This window comes from Paenibacillus sp. FSL H8-0332 (assembly GCF_037963835.1).
Taxonomy (GTDB): domain Bacteria; phylum Bacillota; class Bacilli; order Paenibacillales; family Paenibacillaceae; genus Paenibacillus_AQ; species Paenibacillus_AQ rhizoplanae.
The window spans coordinates 2,492,107-2,510,887 of record NZ_CP150145.1 but is presented as its reverse complement, the minus strand read 5'-3'; the positions used below and the strand labels follow the sequence as shown (position 1 = coordinate 2,510,887).

The following is an 18,781-nucleotide window of genomic DNA, read 5'->3' as shown; positions in this document are numbered from 1 at the left end:
GCAAGCCTTAGTGGTCTTCCCGGTAAGCCCCCGGGGTGCTGCCGGTATATTTTTTGAACACCTTGTTGAAGTAATGTTTGTTCTCATACCCGACCCGGCGTCCGATCTCACCTACCGGCAGATCCCGGTGGAGGCTCAGCAGCTTCTGCGCTTCCTTGATCCGGGTGGTATTCAGGTAATTGACGAACGTATCGCCGGTGACCTTCTTGAACAGGCTGCTGATGTAATTCGGATGAAGATGCATCAGCTCAGCCAGATGATCCAGGGACAGGTCATTCATATAATTCAGCCGGGTATAGGCAAGAATCCGTTTGGCATGAGGCGGACAGTCCGTGCTGTCCAGGGAGGGAAGATTCCGGTTCACCTGAATCAGCAGCCGGGCTACCTCTTCCTTATCCACCGGCTTCAGCAGGTAGTCCACTACCCCGCAGCGGAGCGCCCGGCGGGCATATTCGAAGTCATCATGTCCGGTAAGAATAATGAAGCGCTCACATAAACCGTTCTCCTTCGCCTCCTCCATCATCTCGAACCCGTTCTTCTCCGGCATATGCAGATCGGTTACTGTCACATCCGGCATATATTCCTTCATAATCTGAAGCGCCTCGAAGGCGTCGCCAGCCTCGCGGATCTCAGCTCCGACAGGCGCGGCTCCGCCAATCACCTTCACCAGCCCTCCAAGGATAATCGGCTCATCGTCTACGATCAGAATTCTCATGCTTGCTCTGCCGCCCCTTTCGATAGGATGATGGTCAGGCAGGTCCCCTTGCCCACTTCACTCTCAAGCTCCAGCCGTGAAGTCCCGCCATAGAATGATTTAATCCGCTCGCTGACATTATACAGCCCCACGCCTCCCTCCGCCTCTTCCTGAGTTCTCACCTCTTCCCCGCGGGATAACCGGGCACGAAGCTGCTGCACCTGTTCTTCAGGAATGCCAAGGCCGCTGTCCGACACGCTGATTCGGATCTCGTCCGCCGTCTTCTTCGCCTGAATCAGAATATGGACCGGCCGCAGCGTCACGGCAGCTCCGTGAATAATACTATTCTCGACCAGTGGCTGGAGGATGAATCTTGGACAGATCAGGGACTCGGCAGCCACAGCGATATCGACCTCATAGGTAAGTCGTTTTTGCAGCCGCATTTTGTGAATATTGAGATAGAAAACCACGGTCTCAAGCTCTTGGGAGAGAACGGTATGATCCTCCTGGGCGGACAGGCTGTAGCGCATCAGCTTGCCGAACCAGTACGAGATTTCAGCCACTTCCTTGTCATTGTTGGATTCCGCCAGCATCCGGATGGTCTCCAGCGTATTATAGAGAAAATGCGGCTTGATCTGGGCCTGGAGCACTTTGTAAGCAGCTTCCTTATTGCGCAGCTCGGCCCGGTGGACATTGTTGATCAGCTCATCCATGCGCAGGAGCATCGAATTATAGGTCTCGGTCAGAAAGCTGATCTCATCCCTGCGGCCCGGCTTATCTTCCTTGCTGATGGACTGCTTCAGGTTATCATCATTCAAGTTACGCATATGCCGGGCCAGCCGGAGGACGCGCTTGGTAATCGTCGAAGCCAGGGTGTAATACGCAAACGACAGTAACGCCAGCAGAACGGCGAAGGTGGTAATCATCACGATCTCCTGGCTTCGGATCGAACGGAACACCTCAGATACCTTGCCGATCACGGCGACACGTACACCCAGTTCCTTCATATATAGCTGATTAACAATGACCTCACGGTTGATAAAATAGGTCTGTGCTTCTCCTGAAGCCAGTCTGCTCCAGGTGGCATCGTCCACTGCTGCGGGAATGCCTTCCCGCTTCAGCGGCTTGCCCTCCGCCGGCAGAAGCAGCGCGGCCCAATCCCCTCCGCCTGTCGCCCGGTAGAACTTGCGGATCAGCTCACTGCCGACCCGCAGCTCCAGCAGTCCCACAATCTCGGTAAAGTCATTGTTATATATTTTCTGGTAGAATACCAGCGGGGGCGCTTCCACCTCAGGATCGGGAATGATCCACTTGCCCTGTCCCGGCCGCAGTATACGGGTAGCCTCGGCACCCTGTTCATCCAGCGCCGATAGTTCGAGCAGCCGGTCAGTAATGGGCAGCACGCCCTGCTTGGTGATATAGATTCTGAACGTGTCGATCTCCGGACTGATATTAAGCGATTGCAGAATCACCGGATTGATATAACGGTTATAGGCATATATGCTCTCTGAGTCCGTCTCATAGCTGCCGTCCAGATAGTCAGTGACATACGGGTTGTACTGGAGCATCCGCTGGGTGGAATCGATCCGGGCCAGATCCGCCTTCATATTGGAATAGGCCTGCTCCAGTATCTTCTGACGGCTCTCCACAAACTGTCTGCTTACACTGTCATAGAGCTTGCTGTAATAATAATAGCCGAAGGTAACGACCGGTATAAAAATCAGCAGGATATATCCTAATATCATTTTGCGTACAATGCTCACGGCAGCCTGTCCCCCCGGTGCCCGATTTCTTTTTTTCTTATCCTACCATGAATGTGTAAAACCCGGTAGAGACAGGTCTCTACCGGTAGGAAGCCGCTTACTTAAATAAATCCTTTTTCTTCTGATAGGTCATATTCGCCCAGTCGGTCAGCTTCTGCAGGCCGATGTTCTCTGCGTTCTTCAGCATATTCTCATAGGCTGCTACTGCGGCTTCCTCCGATTCAGCCAGATAGATTTTGACCTTCTCATTCTTGACCATCTCATCGATCTTGGTCTTAATGGTCTTCTCCTGTGAATCCGGCTGAGTCTGGATCAGGCCGATCTCCGGCTTGTAGATGCGGATCGACTTCAGATCCATCAGCGCCTGAGTTTTCTGCAGCTCAGGAACATAGGACAGCATGCCTTCCGTAACTCCATCGTTATAGAGATACCACCACTTAATCCCGTTGCTGTTCACGAAATCGGCATCGGACGGATTGTATTTGAAATCGGGGTGGCCTTCTTCATTCCAGGTCCAGTGCACGCCCTCTACCCCGAACATCGTCAGCTTCTTGCCCTCGTCGCTGGCCAGATACTGCATGAATTTGATGGAGGCCTCCGGGTCCTTATTCTTCTTGGTGATGAAGGTTCCGGAGAAGCCGAGTCCGGAGCTGACTACCTTGGCATCCTTCGACAATACGCTTGGCAGCATCTTGAAGGAGAAGTTCCCCTGATTGCTCTTGATCTTGATGTTATCGGTATCTGCGGTAGATACGGTGTGGCTATGGGCGAAGGCTTTGCCGCCTGTAGCATATTGATCATCAATCTGGTCATTGGCCAGTGCGAAATTCTCAGCCAGGATATAGCCGTTACGGTACAGGCTATTCATGAACTTGAAGAAGTCCAGCATCTTGGGCTGCCTGATTGCATATTCCACCTTGCCGTCCTGCTCATACCAGCCGTCGAGCAGGGTCTCGGTACCGAACTGGGCCAGGAAATACTGTTCGATCCAGTCCTTGTCCATGATCAGCGGGACCATCTCGGGATATTTCTCCTTGACCATGCCCAGCACCTTGACGAAATCATCCAGGGTCTTGATCGGCGGATTCCCCAGCTCCTTCAGAATATCCTCCCGTACCGCGATGCCCGGGTTGCCGTCGCTGCCTAACGAATATTTACTATTCTTCATCTCCTCCTGGGTCGCAAAGGAATTCCGCACGGTATAGAACTTGCCGTCATCCATGGTATGGATGGCAATCCGGGTCTTGTCAATCTTGAAATCCGGCGCATATTTCTCAATCAGCTCATTCCAGGAATAGGACAGCTTCGAGTCGGATAACCGGTCTATGTTGGAAGAGGTGAATACCAGGTCCGGCAGGTCACCGGAGGCAATCATCAGCGGAAGCTGCTTATCATCGGTAGCGACCGTAACCTTCAGCTTCACCCCTGTCTTCTCGGTAATCATGTCGGCGACCGGGCCCTTCCATTCCGTAACCGGGTACCACGACGCATCAATGAAGAGGCTTAACTCCTTCACTTCCGCAGGTTTGGCCGGAGAATTCCCGCCTGCTGCGGCGTCCGGACTGGCGGACGGAGTGACCTGGGCGGAATTTCCTCCGCTGCCGCAGGCGGATAACACTACGGCCATTGAGAGTGCGGCTGCAACCATTTTGAAGCTTCTGCTTTTGTTCAAGCTAATCCCTCCATGATTGAATTAATGAGCTGTATGAGCAATGGAACATTTGAACACTGAAGCACTGGCCTAGCCTTTTACCGAACCCAGCATGATGCCATGTACGAAATACTTCTGCAGGAACGGGTACACACAGATAATGGGAACAATAGAAACGACCATCGAAGTGACCTGTAAGGAGAAGCTGGTCACACCCGCCGAGGCACTGTTGGCTACCGCCAGCGAATCCATTGGAGAGTTGCTCTTGTTGATGACCTCCATCATGCGGAAGGCCAGCGTACGCAGTTCCTCGGACTGGACGAAATAAGCCGAATCCAGCCAGGAATTCCATTGCCCGACCCCCATGAACAAGGCCATAGTTGCCAGCACCGGCGTTGAGACCGGCAGGATGATGCGGAAGAATATCGTAAGCTCACCGGCCCCGTCTATATGCGCAGATTCTTTTAGCTCAGCGGGAATTTCACGGAAGAATGAGATCGCAATGAGCAGGAAGAACGTGCTGAGCATGGACGGGATGATGTACACCGCAAAGGAATTTAACAAGCCTAGTGAACGCAGGACTACATAATAAGGGATCAGTCCGCCGGAGAAGTACATAGCGAATACGATCACTGTGAAATAGACCTTGCTGAATAACAGATCACGATGGGACAGGCCGTAAGCGACGATGCTGGTGAGCAGCAGTCCAAGTAGGGTGCCGGAAACCGTCCGCAGTACGGAGATCAGGAACGCCTTCACCCACTTGGGATCATCCATGAACACCCGGTAATTCTCCAGGGTAAAGTTCCGGGGCCACAGATACACACCGCCCAGCAGCGAGTCCGAGCCTTTATTGAAGGAAGCAATTAACACATAATAGAACGGATACAGCATCGTGAGCATAATAATGAACAATACCACATAGATCACGCTGTCAAAAACAAAATCCTTCTGCCGCTGACTCTTCAGCACAGCCTTTCCTCCTCTCTCTAAAATAGACTTGAGCCTGACACCCGTTTGGCAATAAAGTTACTAGAGAATATCAGCGCTACCGAAATCACCGATTGTATTAAATCTATCGCCGCTGCATAGGAGAACCGCCCGTCGCTTAATCCCACCCTGAATGCGTAGGTCTGGACAATCTCAGAGGTTGGATTATTGATACTGTTGCCGAGCAGGTAAGCCTGCTCGAAGTTGGAGCCTACCAGGCCGCCGCCGAGAATACTTCCGATGGTCAGCACCAGTACAACAACGATGGTTCCCTTCATCCCCGGCAGGGTGATATAACGGATACGCGCCAGCCTTCCGGCACCGTCAATCTCAGCAGCCTCATAGAGGGAAGGACTGATTCCCGATATCGCCGCCAGAAAAATAATCGTCCACCAGCCCATCTCCTTCCACACCGCACTCCCTACCGCCAGCCCCCAAAAGTAATTCGGACTGGTCAGGAAGGCCAGCGGCTCATCCGTGAAGCCCATCGCCATCAGCGCCTTATTGACCACACCGACATCGGCGGACAGGAAGGCATAGGATACGCCAACCACGACCACCCAGGAGATAAAATGCGGCAGATAGCTGATCGTCTGTACAAACCGCTTGAAGGCCATATGCTTCACTTCATTCAGCATAATCGCCAGCAGAATCGGCGCCGGGAAGGCGAAGATGACCTTCAGCAGACTAAGGACCAGCGTGTTGCGGACCAGCTTGCCGAATTGATAGTCATGGACAAATTCATCGAAATACCTTAGCCCGACCCAATCGCTAGTGAAGATCCCTTTGATGCCGCCGGAGATGCTGTAATCCTTGAACGCCATCAGAATGCCGAACATCGGAGTATACGCGAAGATCAGCAGATAGATCATGCCTAGCCCGACGAACAAATGCAGTACTTTCTGTTTTTTAAACCGCTTCCATAAAAATGACCGCCGGCCGCCGCCGGTTCCGGGACTTTTTGGCTGTGTTTCCAATTCCATATGCGCTCCTCCCTCGTACCTTTAGTTTACCTGCAAGCCCGGGGATGGCGTAAGCCAACATTCTTAAGAAAGCGTTGTCATTTTTGAATACGCTTCCTTTGTTTATTTGTTGTATTCGTCATATAGTATAGAAGACAGACTTAAGATTTGAACTCGAAGCTTGGCCGTCACTGCGGTGAACATTTGGACTTCCGGCCGCTGTTGTATTAGGATTTCCCGATTATAACCTCTCCTAGTGGTAGAAATCCAAATACAAAGGCGATCGCTAACGCTCCTACAGTTCCAAATTTCCCCTACGCTTCTTTTTGCTTTTCGTTAATTTCATTAGTGCTTCTTATAACAGAAGTTCTAAGATGAAGGATATAGGTGCCAACTATGAACTCTAAGGAATACGGACTTGGCGAGGGTCCAATGGTAAAAGGGAACGGGTACAAGCCCCCCAATCTGCATAGATGGGGACCCGGCGTCCGGGATGTATATGCGCTGCATTATATCGTAAGCGGCAGAGGTTACTTGAAGACCGGCCAGACGGTGCACCCTGTGGAGACGGGCGAGAGCTTTATGATTTTTCCGCAGACGGAGGTGTATTACTATCCTGATCCGCAGGACCCGTGGGCGTATTGCTGGATTGAGTTCAGCGGGGCGGAGGCCTTGCGCTTACTTACCATGATTCATATCTCACCGGACCAGCCCGTTGTAACGGCCGCCCCGCAGGATTTCAGGGCTATGTTCGATCAGGTCAAGAGTAATCAGCTGGAGCCGTATGCACGGGAGCGGTCGGATGCGGTGCTTCATCTGCTGCTGTCCTACTATATGGAGTATTATCCGAGCGAGCAGGCCAGTCTCAAGAAGGACTATGTAGGGTCAGCGAAGGCCTATATTGAGAGTAACTATTGGAAGTCTTCCTTGTCGGTGCTGGATGTGGTGGAATATGTGACTATTGAGCGCAGTTACCTGTTCCGGCTGTTCAAAAAAAAGACAGGCACCTCCATCTCCGGCTACCTGACCACCGTGCGCATCCGGCGGGCCTGCGAGCTGCTGGCGGAATCCCGCTTATCCATTAAGTCCTTATCCTACTCGGTGGGTTATCATGACCCGCTGTACTTCTCGAAGATTTTCAAGAAGGTTACTTCTTACACGCCGTCACAGTACAGGAAGGTGTATAGGGAGGGGACGCTGTCTCTTCCTTCGGCGGGTGAGGGTGGGGGGTGAGGTGGGAGACATGAGGACGCCTGGGCGGCGCGCGGATAATTTGCCTGGGCGAGTGAGCCATGCTGGTCCTGGTGCTGGCGTTCGTTATTTGGTATACAATTGGCCAATTGCACAACTCGCGTCTGCCCAATGTGTTCGGTTTTTCGACTACATTTGATCCACGCGCCTCGCGCCTGCTCAATATGTTCGGTTTTTCGACTACATTTGATCCACGCGCCTCCGCACTAACCAATGTGTTCGGTTTTTCGCTTACATTTGGACCGGACGCCCTCGCAGAGCCCAATGTGTTCGGTTTTTCGACTACATTGGGTACACGCACGCTCGCCGCCAGCTCATTGTATTCGGTTTTTCGTATACACTCTAGGTCGTATGATTCTTCAGACCAAATCTGGGCTTTGAATGGTACCTATATATTCGTAGTATGTAACTCTTGGAGATTTCCCTCTCGCTACTGGGCGGAATTTACCTTTATCCACCAGCATATGGCTGTATTTAATAACTGTCGTTTTATGTAATTCAAGCTCTCTCGCAGCATCAACGGGACGAAGGACACGATAGTTACGGATAGCTAACCTCATCAAATCCCGTTCAATTCTGGAATAGGATTTCTCTGTGCTTCTGTTAGCAGTTCCTGCCAACAAATAAGGAGACAGAACGTTCCGCAGTGTGGAGAGAACAAAAGACGGATTCTCTTTCATCTCATCCAACGAGATATAGAGAACCATGTAATCCTGTGATTGCAGGAAGAGACCGCGATTCAAGTCCATCCGGTATTTGCTCCGGTCTGTACCATGCGATCCGTAATCCATAATCTCAAATGCAATACGCGAGGAACCAACCTTCCACAGTAAATCGATAAAATAGGATCTACCGCGCCAGTCCTTAACTTCATATTCCGGATGGAGTCCGTGAAAATGTCCGATAAGTGGCCACCACACACATTTAACGAATAAGCGGTTACCGTAGCTATGCCCCCGCTTAAGTGCATCAAGCCGCTCCCCCTTTCTTCGTTTCAAATGCTTGCTTAACCACTGGTCATGTTCTTCTGTAAATCCCACTCTAATTCCCCCGCTCTGCAATGAGATTAATCTCTAAACGCACAAAACCCCGCCTCCTTCTACAAGAGAAGGGAGCGGGGCATTCTTTGCCACGTTTGATGTATCTATCACTAGTGTGCCACTTTTGGTCAGCGAACGCAAGATAAAGATCACAAGGAGCCTTCCGGTCCGACTGCACACGCACATTGTGTTCGGTTTTTCACACACATTTGGCCCTCCCCCTCCGCACTGCCCAATGTGTGCGGTTTTTCGCTTACATTTGGTCCACGCTACCCGCGCCTGCCCAATGTGTTCGGTTTTTCGCCTACATTGGCCCTCACGCCTCCGCACTACCCAATGTGTTCGGTTTTTCGCTTACATTCCGCCCGCACACCTCGCGCCTGCTCAATGTGTTCTGTTTTTCACACACATTTGGCCCTCACGCCTCCGCACTGCCCAATGTGTTCGGTTTTTCGCCTACATTTGGTCCACGCGCCTCCGCACTGGATGGCGTAAAGTAAGTTGTGTACCAAGATTTGGAGCCTAGTCAAGCACCAAAAAAGTAGGGTATCCTCGGGATTGCGAAACCACCAAGGAGGAACCCTACCAATGAATATTTTACCCGAAAGTTCTCTGAATAATCTATTTGAAAAACTTGTTAAAGATTTTGTGAAAGACAACATGGAACTCTTGTTGCGCGCCGAGATCCAGGGGTTTATGGACAGTGAAGAAGCAGGTGCCAGCAATAGTCGCAACGGCTACTATACGCGAGACTTACACACGAAATACGGCCATATCGAGGACCTCCAGGTGCCCCGGGACCGCCAAAGCCTTTTCCAGACGCAGATGTTTGAGCCGTACCAGCGGCGGGACGGATGGTTAGAAGAAGCCGTCATCCAAATGTACAAATCGGGCATGGGCACGCGGGATGTGGCCCGGTTCATTGAAAGTATGTTTGGCAGCCACTACTCCCCCACCACGGTCAGCAATATTACAGCTACGGTGCTTGACGATATCCACCAGTGGCAGAAACGGCCACTGAGCAAACGGTACTCCGTGATCTACTTGGATGGGCTCTACGTGAAGCTGAAACGGGGCACGGTTCGTGGCGAAGTGGTCTACTTTGCGATGGGGATTGACGAGGAGGGACAGCGTCAAATTCTCGGGTTCTACGTGGGTGGCCAAGAGAGTTCAAATGGCTGGCGAGAAGTGCTCAAAGACCTGTACAACCGCGGAGCGCAGGAAGTACTGCTGGGTGTGTTTGATGGACTACCGGGGCTGGATGCGGCTTTTAAAGAGACCTATCCTCAGGCGGATGTACAGCATTGCGTAGTGCATAAAGTGCGGGCCACGTTCCCTAAAATCCGGATGGAGCACAAAACCGATGTCATTGAAGCGTTGAAAACCGTATATACAGCACCGGATGAAGTGGTAGCCCGGGCTAACTTTGATACGGTCAAAGCCAAGTGGAACAAGCTGTATCCGAAGGAAATGAGGTCCTGGGAGGAACAGTTATCCACACTACTGACGTTCTACAAGTATCCGGAGTCGATCCGCAAAGCGATCTACACGTCGAACCCCATCGAGCGGATGAACAAGGAAATCCGCAAGCGCCTGAAACCGATGAACAGTCTGACGAACATGGATGCAGCAGAGAAAATCGTGTACCTGGAGATGCTTGAATACAATGAACGTCATGCAGGGCGGGTCGCCCAAGGCTTTGGCATGGATGCCGTTAAAAAGAAGCTAAAAGAGCTATTCGAAACACGCTACCCCTCTTTGCCCACACCGGAAGAGGCGTAGCAGAGGAATCCAGTTTCTGGGGGTCGGGGTTCCCCCTCCCCCCAGAAACACTACATCCCAACCCGTAACCCGGGGGAGGCACTTCTACTCTCTTACACAAACTTCTTGACGCTACCCCGCACTGCCCAATGTGTTCGGTTTTTCGTCTACATTCGGCCCACGCGCCTCCGCACTGCTCATTGCTGTTCGGTTTTCGCTTACATTCCGCCAGGACGCCTCGCGCCTGCTCAATGTGTGTTCTGTTTTTCACACACATTTGGCCCTCACGCCTCCGCACTGCCCAATGTGTTCGGTTTTTCGACTACATTCAGCCCACGCACTTCCGCACTGCATCCCACCAAAAAAAGGCTGCTCCCGGCGCGTCTTACTGCGCATGGGGAGCAGCCATATTCACGTATCAGTAACAGCCTTGTTCACACTTTGGCAACAGCCCTTAAGCTGAAGGCCTGCTTCAGCTTACTCAGCTGGAACGGTTTCCAGCACCGGCTGGAGATCCAGTTGAAGCTCTGGCTCGACCACACTGTCAGGCTGGATCACACTGTCGGTGATGTCCTGGGCGTCGGTGGTTTCCATCAGGGCTGATGAACCGCCCAGGTATTGTTTCAGCCACTTCAGGGCAGGGCGCTCTGTGCCGTTAGAATTCACCAGATGGGTATTGGCTGCCCAAGTCTGATTCTGGATGTAGCCCCAGAGGGTTACGCCCTTAACGGAAGGATGGTTCCAGAGCACAGGGAATTTCGTTTGGTATCTGGCAAGCTGGGTGTTGTCATCACCGGTAATATCCAGCTCGGAGACATAGATAGGCAGGCCTGTAGCAGCAAGCTTATTCAGCACGGTATTCATAGTAGAGACGCTGACGTTATCCATATTGAAGTGATGGCACTGAATGCCGATGCCGTCGATCAGTCCTCTGGATTTCAGGATATTGATAATGTTCACGTACTTGTCGGCCGCACTGGGGTCACCGATAATGCCATATTCATTAATGTGCAGCTTGGCGTTAGGGAAGGCGGCTCTGGCCTGCTGAAAGGACCAGATGACCCAATCCCAGCCGGTGCTTCCGTCGCCGCCGATGGCATTGCGGTAGGACGGCTTGGCATGAAGCGGTTCATTGACGACATCCACGAAAGCAGTCTTCGCCGAATAACGCTGGCCTGCCTGAGCAATGAATGAGCTGATCTCCGCTTTCTGCTCCGATGCCGGTAAGCCGGCGACCCAGTTAGGCTCCTGACTTCCCCAGACCAGGGTATGGAACTTGAACGGGATGTTTTTGCTAATTGCATAGTTATAGATCATGTCCGCATTGCTCCAGTTCATCTGGTTGCGGTTGCCTTCGATGGAGCCCCATTTGGTGCCGTTCTCAGGCGTTACCTGATTCCAGTAGGTAGTGAAGTTGCCCGGAGCACTGCCTGCAATGATATTCCCCAGGAACTTCGATCCATTGGTAATTGCTGCGCTGGCATTGCCTGCCATCACAGAGGTGAGCAGGACACTCGCTAAGGCGAGCCCGCCCACGACCTTCTTAATTCTATTTTTCAAGTGAATACATCTCCTTCTTCTAATTGGATTGAAATTCAAACAAGCTATTCCAAACGCAGATAATCAAAATCAGCATAGCCGCCCGCTGACTTCGTCGCATAATTGAACAGTGCAAACCGGTAGCCCATAAAGTGAGGCAGCGTATAAGACATCTGCAGCGTATTCCCTATGGATGTCCAGTTGTTGCCGTCCAGACTATAGGAGAAGTACGCCTTATCCGTCTGATTAGTGAAATCGCAGACCACCTTCAGATAGACTCTGTTCTGGCTGAGCGGCACATTGGCCACTTGAGTCATGGACCCGGAGCTGGCATTGACCATCACAATAGACTTGGAATTGCCGGACATTTTCACGCCGACGAAGCCGTATTTAGCCTGAAAAGCAGCCAGCCCGGCAACATCCCCGTCCTTCATCCCGCCTGTCTCCAGGGCCGTGACGCCTGTGCTCTTCGGTCCGAACGTCCGCTGGGTCAGCGTGTTCCGGGCATCCAGCAGGCTTGTGCTTACCTTGCCGGTGGTCAGCCGCATGAAGCCTTGGCGCTGGGTCAGGGACCACTTCGAGTTATCGGGGTTGTGGTTCCACTGCCAGACTTTGGCTAATCCGTTTCCACTCGAAGGCGCCGTGAACTCGTCTGAAGCGTATACCTTCTTCACCGGATACCCTTCGGCAGGCAGGTTCAGGGTCCGCGGCGCCTTGCCCCCGCTTCCAAAAACCGGCCAGTTGCCGGACCAGGTTACCGGCACCAGATACGGCATCCGGCCGACCGCCCCGCTGTCCCTGAAGAGCATCGCATACCAGGAGCCGGATGGCGTGTCCACGATGCCGCCCTGGGCAATGCCCGAGTCGTTAAGCGACACCTGCCCCGTATAACCTCCGGTTAAACTGGTAGAGCGGTAGGTCAATTGGGTGCGTCCGCTTCCCGAAGGCCAGCAGATCAGGAACACATAATAGTAGCCGTTGATCTTCTGGATATGCGCGCCTTCGGCCTTCACGATGAAGTTCGAACCGGCGATATTGCTGGAATTCGGGATGATGACCTGACTGATCCCGCCGGACTTGATAGCCTTGGCATCTGCCGTCAGCTCAATCAGGCTGATATTATCCACTCCGTACACCAGGAAGACTCGGCCATTGTCGAACAGCAGTGAAGCATCGTGATAGTAGCTGCCCAGGACCGATGAGGTCCAGGGGCCATTTTCAATATTCGTCGTCTGATAGATATAAGTCCGGCCGGTTGAGTTGGACCCGAAGGACACATAGTAGATCCCGTTATTGTACCGGATGCTGCTTGCCCAGGAGCCCTTGCCATACTCATTCTGTCCGTTGTTCAGATTCTGTGCATCGCCGTTCGCATACGTATCGTAGACATAATTCACGATCTCCCAGTTCACCAGATCATAGGACTTCATGATAGGGACTCCGGGGGTCATATGCATGGTGGTGCTGGTCATGTAATACACATTGCCTACCCTGATGACATCATTGTCCGGGGCATCGGCATAAATAAACGGATTGGTAAAGGTCGCAGCAGCAACCGTAGAAGGATTGAACAGGATACCGAGCATGAGCGATATTGCCAGCAGGTACAACCCTGTTTTTTTAAAAATAGAAGAATTTATATGTTGCACACGATAACCTATCCTTCTATTTCTCGCTGAAACGGTACCCTCCTTAAAAAGGACGCCAAAGCCGTTTCTACTTGCCATAGCATCTCTCCTCCCGCCTGCTTGTCCGATCATTGAGTCCATTCAATATAATCCACATAGGCATCCCAGCTTCCATTGTCCGTGGTTACGACCAGCTTGACCTCCTGATTGCCGGTGGCGTGGGCCACGTTGGTCAACGTCTGTACCGAGGGCGTTGTGCCGCTGAAATTGAAGGAGCCAACGTTCACACCGCCGATCAGCAGATCCACCCGCGCCGTAGAGGAATTGTTAGAAGCACCCCGGACCGAGAAGTTATGCGTACCGTAGGCATAATATTGATTGAATGCAGCAGCGTCATCATTCCCGTACAGCGCCACTCCGCTGAAAGGGGAAGTGATCTTGCCGGCATAGGTCCCGCTGAGCGTCATGTCCTCCGCTTCCACCTTGCTTACCGGAGGAGGTGTCGTGCCGCCATCGCCGCCCGTAGAGAACTGCCAGTAATCGAAGTTGAACAGATTGCCGGAGCCTGATCCGGTGAAGACCAGATAGAGTCTGTGTACCCCTGTCGCATTGCTGACCGTAGTCTGTACTTCCTGCCAGGACTGCGCTCCTCCTGTAGAAGGAACATTCAGCGTGCCGACCAGCGGGCCGGTTGCACTATCGAGCCGGATTTCGATTTTACCGCCGCCTGTGGCGGAAGCCACATTCGCCTTGAAGCTGGAAGCGCCGGAGGAGCCGAAATCGGCATTGCCCACAGCAACCCAGTCTCCATTGTTAATATTGGTCACATTCATATTGCTGACAGGACCACCCGCAGCCTGCGTACGTTCCGTTGTAATGCCTGCATTCCAGCCGATCGTCTCGGCTTCCACCCGGGTGTACGGATTGAGATTGGCAATCTGGGCAATGCCCGCCATGTCTCCCTGAACCTCCTGGATGGTTCCGTTCGAATTATGGACCAGCTTGTTGATATGCGGAGAACGGTAGCCTTTGCCGTCACCAAGGACAGCCTTCGCCACAGTCTGGGCGTGATAGACTACGTACCATTGGTTGTTGAAGTTAAATACCGCATGGTGGTTGTTGCCGCCTACCCCGAAGAAGGTGTAAGGATTCTTCAGGAAATGTCCGGTGTACGTAAAAGGTCCCATCGGACTGTTGCTGACCATATACCCGATTTCGCCTGCCGGATAGGCAGCCGGGTGCGTGCCGGAGAAGTTGAAGCAATACGAGTAATAATATTTGCCGCCGTACTTGTGGATGCCCGAATCCTCAAACATATAAGGAGCATCAATAGTGGAGGCGCTTCCAACAATGCTGGTCATATCCGCACCCAGTCTCAGCACGCGGGCTGTCTTGGGACTCGCGATGGATGCCGGGTCCGAAGTGTTGGGGATGCCCCCGCCTGCATACAGGTAGCCGCTACCGTCGTCATCGACCAGCACCGCCGGGTCAAACAGCCAGGTCACCCCGGACATTCCCGGTGTACTTCCTGTCACCAGCGCTTTACCGAGCGGATCGGACCATGGGCCAATCGGAGAGTTGGCTGTCAGTACCCCGATGCCTGACGCCCCGTTGGCGAAGTACAGGAAGAACTTGTCCTGTCCGTTGATTTTCTTCACGGCTGCTGAAGGTGCCCAGGAGAGCGAGGCCCATTTGGCAATACCCGCAGAACCATTGACATTATTGGCTCCGGCAACCGGGATGGCGCCATGGTCTGTCCAGTTCACCATATCTGCCGAAGAGATGACATTAATTTTGTTCAGTGCGCTGAAATCATTATCCTTCACGGTTCCGTTGCTGTTATAGACATAGGCATCACTCGACATATAGATATAGACTCTTCCGTTATACGTCAATGCGAAGGGATCGGCACCCAGCTTGTGGTCCATCAGCGGATTGGAATTTCCCGGCTGTTTGGCTGTGGCATTCCCTGCCGCCTGAGCAGACAGCATAGGCAGACAGCCCAGCAGCAGAACAAAGGTGATCGCAAGCACCGAGAGCTTTTTGAACATCGGCATTCTCCTCCATTACAATTTTTTGTAAACCCTTTCAATCGGATGCGTTACTTATGCCGGAAGCTCACAATCCTCCCCTCCTATTGAATTACTTGAATGAATCTACTAATATTTGTTATTCGAGATCATCTTAATATACTTCTGCCCAATGAACAATGTAGATTTTTGTTTGAAAAGTTGAAATTTTTTGGTTTTTTTGTCTTAATATTTGCGGTTGTTGATCTCTATTACAGCCAGCTCCTGGGTGTATATATCCTCCGGGGTCACCATCCGCTTCGGCAGGGTCCGGCCGGCCATAATCTCCTTCACGGCCTGCATGAGCAGAGGCCCGAGCAGCGGATTACATTCGACCACCGCGTTGATGCTTCCCGCCACCATCTGCTCGAATGCCCGCCGCGTCCCGTCCACCGACACAATGATTATATCCTCCCCCGGCACAAGCCCGGCCTCCTTAATGGCCTCTACCGCGCCGATCGCCATATCGTCATTGTGGGAATAGAGTACGCGGGGCCACTTCTCCTTCGGCTGCTGCAGGAAGGCCTTCATCACCTCATGACCACCGCTGCGCGTGAAATCCGCCGGGGCGCTCAGGGTAATCCGCAGGTTCGGCTGATCCGCGATCAGCTTGCGGAACCCGCGCCCGCGGTCGATGGACGGCGTTGAGCCTACGGTTCCCTGCAATTCGGCAATGCGGATCTCTTCGCTGTGATGGCGCATCTTGTCCCTCACATACTTGGCCGCCTTCACCCCTTCTTCGTAGAAGTCAGAGCCGATGAACGTGACATAGAGCGAGCTGTCCGGTACATTCACTGAACGGTCCAGGATAATCACCGGAATTCCGGCCTGCTTAATCTCCAGCAGAATTGGCTCCCAGCCGGTCTGCACCACAGGCGCAATGGCGATCACATCGACCCCGCTGCGGATAAAAGAGCGGATGGCCTCGAACTGCTGCTGCTGATCCTGCTCAGCGTTCTTCAGCAGCAGCGTAATCCCCGCCTCCCCGGCGGCTTCGCGGATCGATGCGGTGTTCGCTTCCCGCCAGGTGCTCTCCGACCCGAGCTGGGAGAAGCCCAGCCGGGCCGGCTTGTCTGCGGCAATCTCTGCTGCGGGTGGCAGCAGGCCTGTAAGGGCCGCAGGAGAAGGCCCCTGCTTAAGCAGCGCTTGTGGCCCGCTGTTATTCCCGCCACCCGTGCAGCCTCCCAGCAGCATAAGTGTTAGGACGAAGAACAGCAGCACCAGGCACTCTTTTACCGATCGCAAGCAGATCCCCCCTTCCGTATGATAGCGATTACAATTATATAGCAAGTGGAAACGGCTTTGCCATCCTTTTAAAGGACGGCATTCGTTTCGGCGAGAAATAGAAGGATAATTTATAGTGTGAAACATATACATTCTTATATTCCAAAAAAATGGAGAGACAAGTGTAATTTGTCTCTCCATGCGCCGTGCTTATTCTTTTAAGGTCAGCCGCCTGGAGCTTAGCACCCGCTGCAGCAGGATGAAGACGAACAGCAGCAGGCCGATGACGATCTTGGTCCACCAGGAGCTGAGTGTACCCTCGAAGCTGATAATCGTCTGAATCACGCCCTGAATCAGTACCCCGAAGAAGGTGCCCAGCACATATCCGACCCCTCCGGTCAGCAGCGTGCCGCCAATAACGACAGCCGCAATCGTGTCCAGCTCGAAGCCGACGGCATGCAGCCCGTACCCCGACAGCATGTAAAAGGTGAACACCACACCTGCCAGCGCCGAGCATAGTCCGCTAAGCGTATAGACCAGCACCTTGGTTCTCGCTACGGGCAGCCCCATCAGCAGCGCCGATTGCTCGTTGCCCCCAAGTGCATACACATTGCGCCCGAACCGGGTATAGTGGGCCGTGAAGATAGCGGCGGCTACGACAAGTATGGCGATAACCGCGCTGATGGAGAGGAAGCTGCCGCCCGGCAGCGGAATTCGCGTCTGGGCCATGGCGGTGTAGAAGGTGTTATCGATGGTAATAGTATCGATGCTGATGACATAGCATAAGCCCCGGGCCAGGAACATTCCGGCCAGTGTGACGATGAACGGCTGGATGGAGAAATAATGAATAATCGCTCCCATGACCGTACCGAATACGGCACCCATCAGGAGTACAAGCGGGATGACCACGGCGGGCGGCCAGCCCTGCTGCTGTACAAGGCTCGCCGAGACCATTGTGGATAACGCAATCACCGAGCCGACCGACAGATCGATGCCGCCGGACAGAATAACAAATGACATGCCCACTGCCGTGATTAGCAGAAAGGCATTGTCCACCAGCAGATTCATCAGCACCTGTAGGGAGAAGAAGCCAGTGTACCGGAAGGAACCGGCGGTAAACATGACGATGAACAGCAGAATGGTGACTACGATCGGAATATACTTGCGGTTAAGAGGCATGACGGCTCATCTCCTTCTCAGCAGGGTAATGCCGCGACTTCCAGCGGGCGGCAATCGCGGCGCGGAAGGTGTCCGACTGGATCAGGCAGACGGCCAGGACGACACAGGCCTTAACAACCAGCGTAATCTCCGGCGGCACGCCAATCATATAGATGGTGGTGGTCAGCGTCTGGATAATCAGCGCTCCGATCACGGTGCCGGTCAGATAGAAGCGGCCGCCGTTCAGCGACGTCCCGCCGATGACCACGGCCAAAATAGCGTCCAGCTCATACCAGAGACCGGCATTGTTGCCGTCAGCGCTGGAGACATTCGAGCTGAGCAGCAGGCCTGCGATGCCGGCGCATAGGCCGCAGAACACATAGACAGCCAGAATAACTAAGTGGGCACGGATGCCGGACATCTTGCTGGCGGACGGATTACAGCCCACCGATTCGATGAACAGGCCGAGGGCCGTCCGCCGGGTAAGCAGCAGAGCGATCACCAGAACCAGCGCTACGACAAAAATAGAAAAGGGCAGCGCAGCCAGTGAACCGGACCCGATATACGCATACTTGGTGCTGGTTACCGTAATAATCTGTCCGCCGGTAATGAGCTGGGCGATGCCCCTTCCCGCAACCATCAGAATCAGCGTGGCAATAATCGGCTGAATCCCGGCCCCGGAGACCAGCAGTCCGTTCCAGGCCCCCAGCATCAGGGACAAGCCTGCGGCCAGCAGCACCGAGGTCAGGATCAGCCCCATACTGTTCTGATCCGCTCCTCTGCTGATACTCAGGCAGGCGATAGCGCCCGAGATGGCTACTATGGAACCGACTGACAGGTCGATCCCCTTGGTAGCCACTACCAGCGTCATTCCGATAGCTACGAGGATCAGCGGGGCACCGAAGTTCAGTATGTCGATCAAGCTGCCGTATAAATGCCCGTCATGGACAGTGATGGAGAAGAAATCCGGCGAATAACACAGGTTGAACAGCAGCAGCGCAGCCAGAACGCACAGCGGCCAGAATAAATGATGCTTCATTATTGAGCTCAT

Annotated in this window: 14 protein-coding genes; 2 read left to right on the top strand and 12 right to left on the bottom strand. The window is 53.2% G+C overall.

All coding sequences use genetic code 11. From position 1 onward, the window contains the following. Positions 1-7: 7 nt before the first annotated feature. The 5 genes from NST43_RS10600 to NST43_RS10580 form a co-directional block, all read right to left on the bottom strand. Positions 8-715 carry a response regulator gene (locus NST43_RS10600; protein ID WP_339224295.1) on the bottom strand — a complete coding sequence of 236 codons (708 nt, stop codon included), beginning with the start codon at positions 713-715 and terminating at the stop codon, positions 8-10. After that, positions 712-2,457 (bottom strand): sensor histidine kinase, encoded by a 1,746-nt coding sequence (locus tag NST43_RS10595; protein WP_339224294.1) that lies wholly within the window; start codon positions 2,455-2,457, stop codon positions 712-714. The genes NST43_RS10600 and NST43_RS10595 overlap by 4 nt, the downstream gene beginning before the upstream one ends. 97 nt (positions 2,458-2,554) lie before the next feature. After that, complete coding sequence (locus NST43_RS10590; RefSeq protein ID WP_339224293.1) at positions 2,555-4,129, bottom strand: extracellular solute-binding protein; 1,575 nt, start codon at positions 4,127-4,129, stop codon at positions 2,555-2,557. A gap of 69 nt (positions 4,130-4,198) precedes the next feature. Beyond that, positions 4,199-5,080 carry a carbohydrate ABC transporter permease gene (locus NST43_RS10585; RefSeq protein WP_209992353.1) on the bottom strand — a complete coding sequence of 294 codons (882 nt, stop codon included), beginning with the start codon at positions 5,078-5,080 and terminating at the stop codon, positions 4,199-4,201. Between the two features lie 17 nt (positions 5,081-5,097). Continuing rightward, entirely contained in the window at positions 5,098-6,081 is a 984-nt protein-coding gene (locus NST43_RS10580) for an ABC transporter permease subunit (protein WP_339224292.1), read from the bottom strand. A 375-nt stretch (positions 6,082-6,456) separates the two neighbouring features. On the opposite strand from NST43_RS10580, the gene NST43_RS10575 reads away from it, so the two are divergent. Next, the gene (locus tag NST43_RS10575; protein ID WP_339224291.1) at positions 6,457-7,293 is read left to right on the top strand and encodes an AraC family transcriptional regulator; all 837 of its coding nucleotides are present in this window, start codon (positions 6,457-6,459) and stop codon (positions 7,291-7,293) included. A 377-nt stretch (positions 7,294-7,670) separates the two neighbouring features. On the opposite strand, the gene NST43_RS10570 is transcribed toward NST43_RS10575, so the two are convergent. Further along, a complete protein-coding gene (locus NST43_RS10570) occupies positions 7,671-8,351 on the bottom strand; it encodes a hypothetical protein (RefSeq protein ID WP_339224290.1) in 681 nt (226 codons plus the stop codon). Positions 8,352-8,939: 588 nt separating this feature from the next. Here NST43_RS10570 and NST43_RS10565 point away from each other — a divergent pair. Beyond that, positions 8,940-10,133, top strand: a complete 1,194-nt coding sequence (locus NST43_RS10565) for an IS256 family transposase (protein WP_339220167.1) — start codon at positions 8,940-8,942, stop codon at positions 10,131-10,133. A gap of 456 nt (positions 10,134-10,589) precedes the next feature. Here the strand turns inward: NST43_RS10565 and NST43_RS10560 are convergent, their stop codons facing one another. The 6 genes from NST43_RS10560 to NST43_RS10535 all read right to left on the bottom strand — a co-directional run bounded on the left by NST43_RS10560 (position 10,590) and on the right by NST43_RS10535 (position 18,781). Next, positions 10,590-11,672: an endo-1,4-beta-xylanase gene (locus NST43_RS10560; protein ID WP_339224289.1), complete on the bottom strand. Its 1,083-nt coding sequence runs from the start codon at positions 11,670-11,672 to the stop codon at positions 10,590-10,592. A 44-nt stretch (positions 11,673-11,716) separates the two neighbouring features. Beyond that, on the bottom strand, positions 11,717-13,237 hold the full coding sequence (locus NST43_RS10555) for a glycoside hydrolase 43 family protein (RefSeq protein ID WP_339225390.1): 1,521 nt from the start codon (positions 13,235-13,237) through the stop codon (positions 11,717-11,719). Between the two features lie 170 nt (positions 13,238-13,407). Further along, positions 13,408-15,330, bottom strand: a complete 1,923-nt coding sequence (locus NST43_RS10550) for a carbohydrate-binding protein (RefSeq protein WP_339224287.1) — start codon at positions 15,328-15,330, stop codon at positions 13,408-13,410. A 204-nt stretch (positions 15,331-15,534) separates the two neighbouring features. Continuing rightward, positions 15,535-16,593, bottom strand: coding sequence for an ABC transporter substrate-binding protein (locus NST43_RS10545; RefSeq protein WP_339224285.1), 1,059 nt, complete (start codon positions 16,591-16,593; stop codon positions 15,535-15,537). Between the two features lie 189 nt (positions 16,594-16,782). Next, positions 16,783-17,751 (bottom strand): galactofuranose ABC transporter, permease protein YjfF, encoded by a 969-nt coding sequence (gene yjfF, locus NST43_RS10540; protein WP_339224283.1) that lies wholly within the window; start codon positions 17,749-17,751, stop codon positions 16,783-16,785. Continuing rightward, positions 17,741-18,781: an ABC transporter permease gene (locus tag NST43_RS10535; RefSeq protein WP_339224281.1), complete on the bottom strand. Its 1,041-nt coding sequence runs from the start codon at positions 18,779-18,781 to the stop codon at positions 17,741-17,743. The genes yjfF and NST43_RS10535 overlap by 11 nt, the downstream gene beginning before the upstream one ends.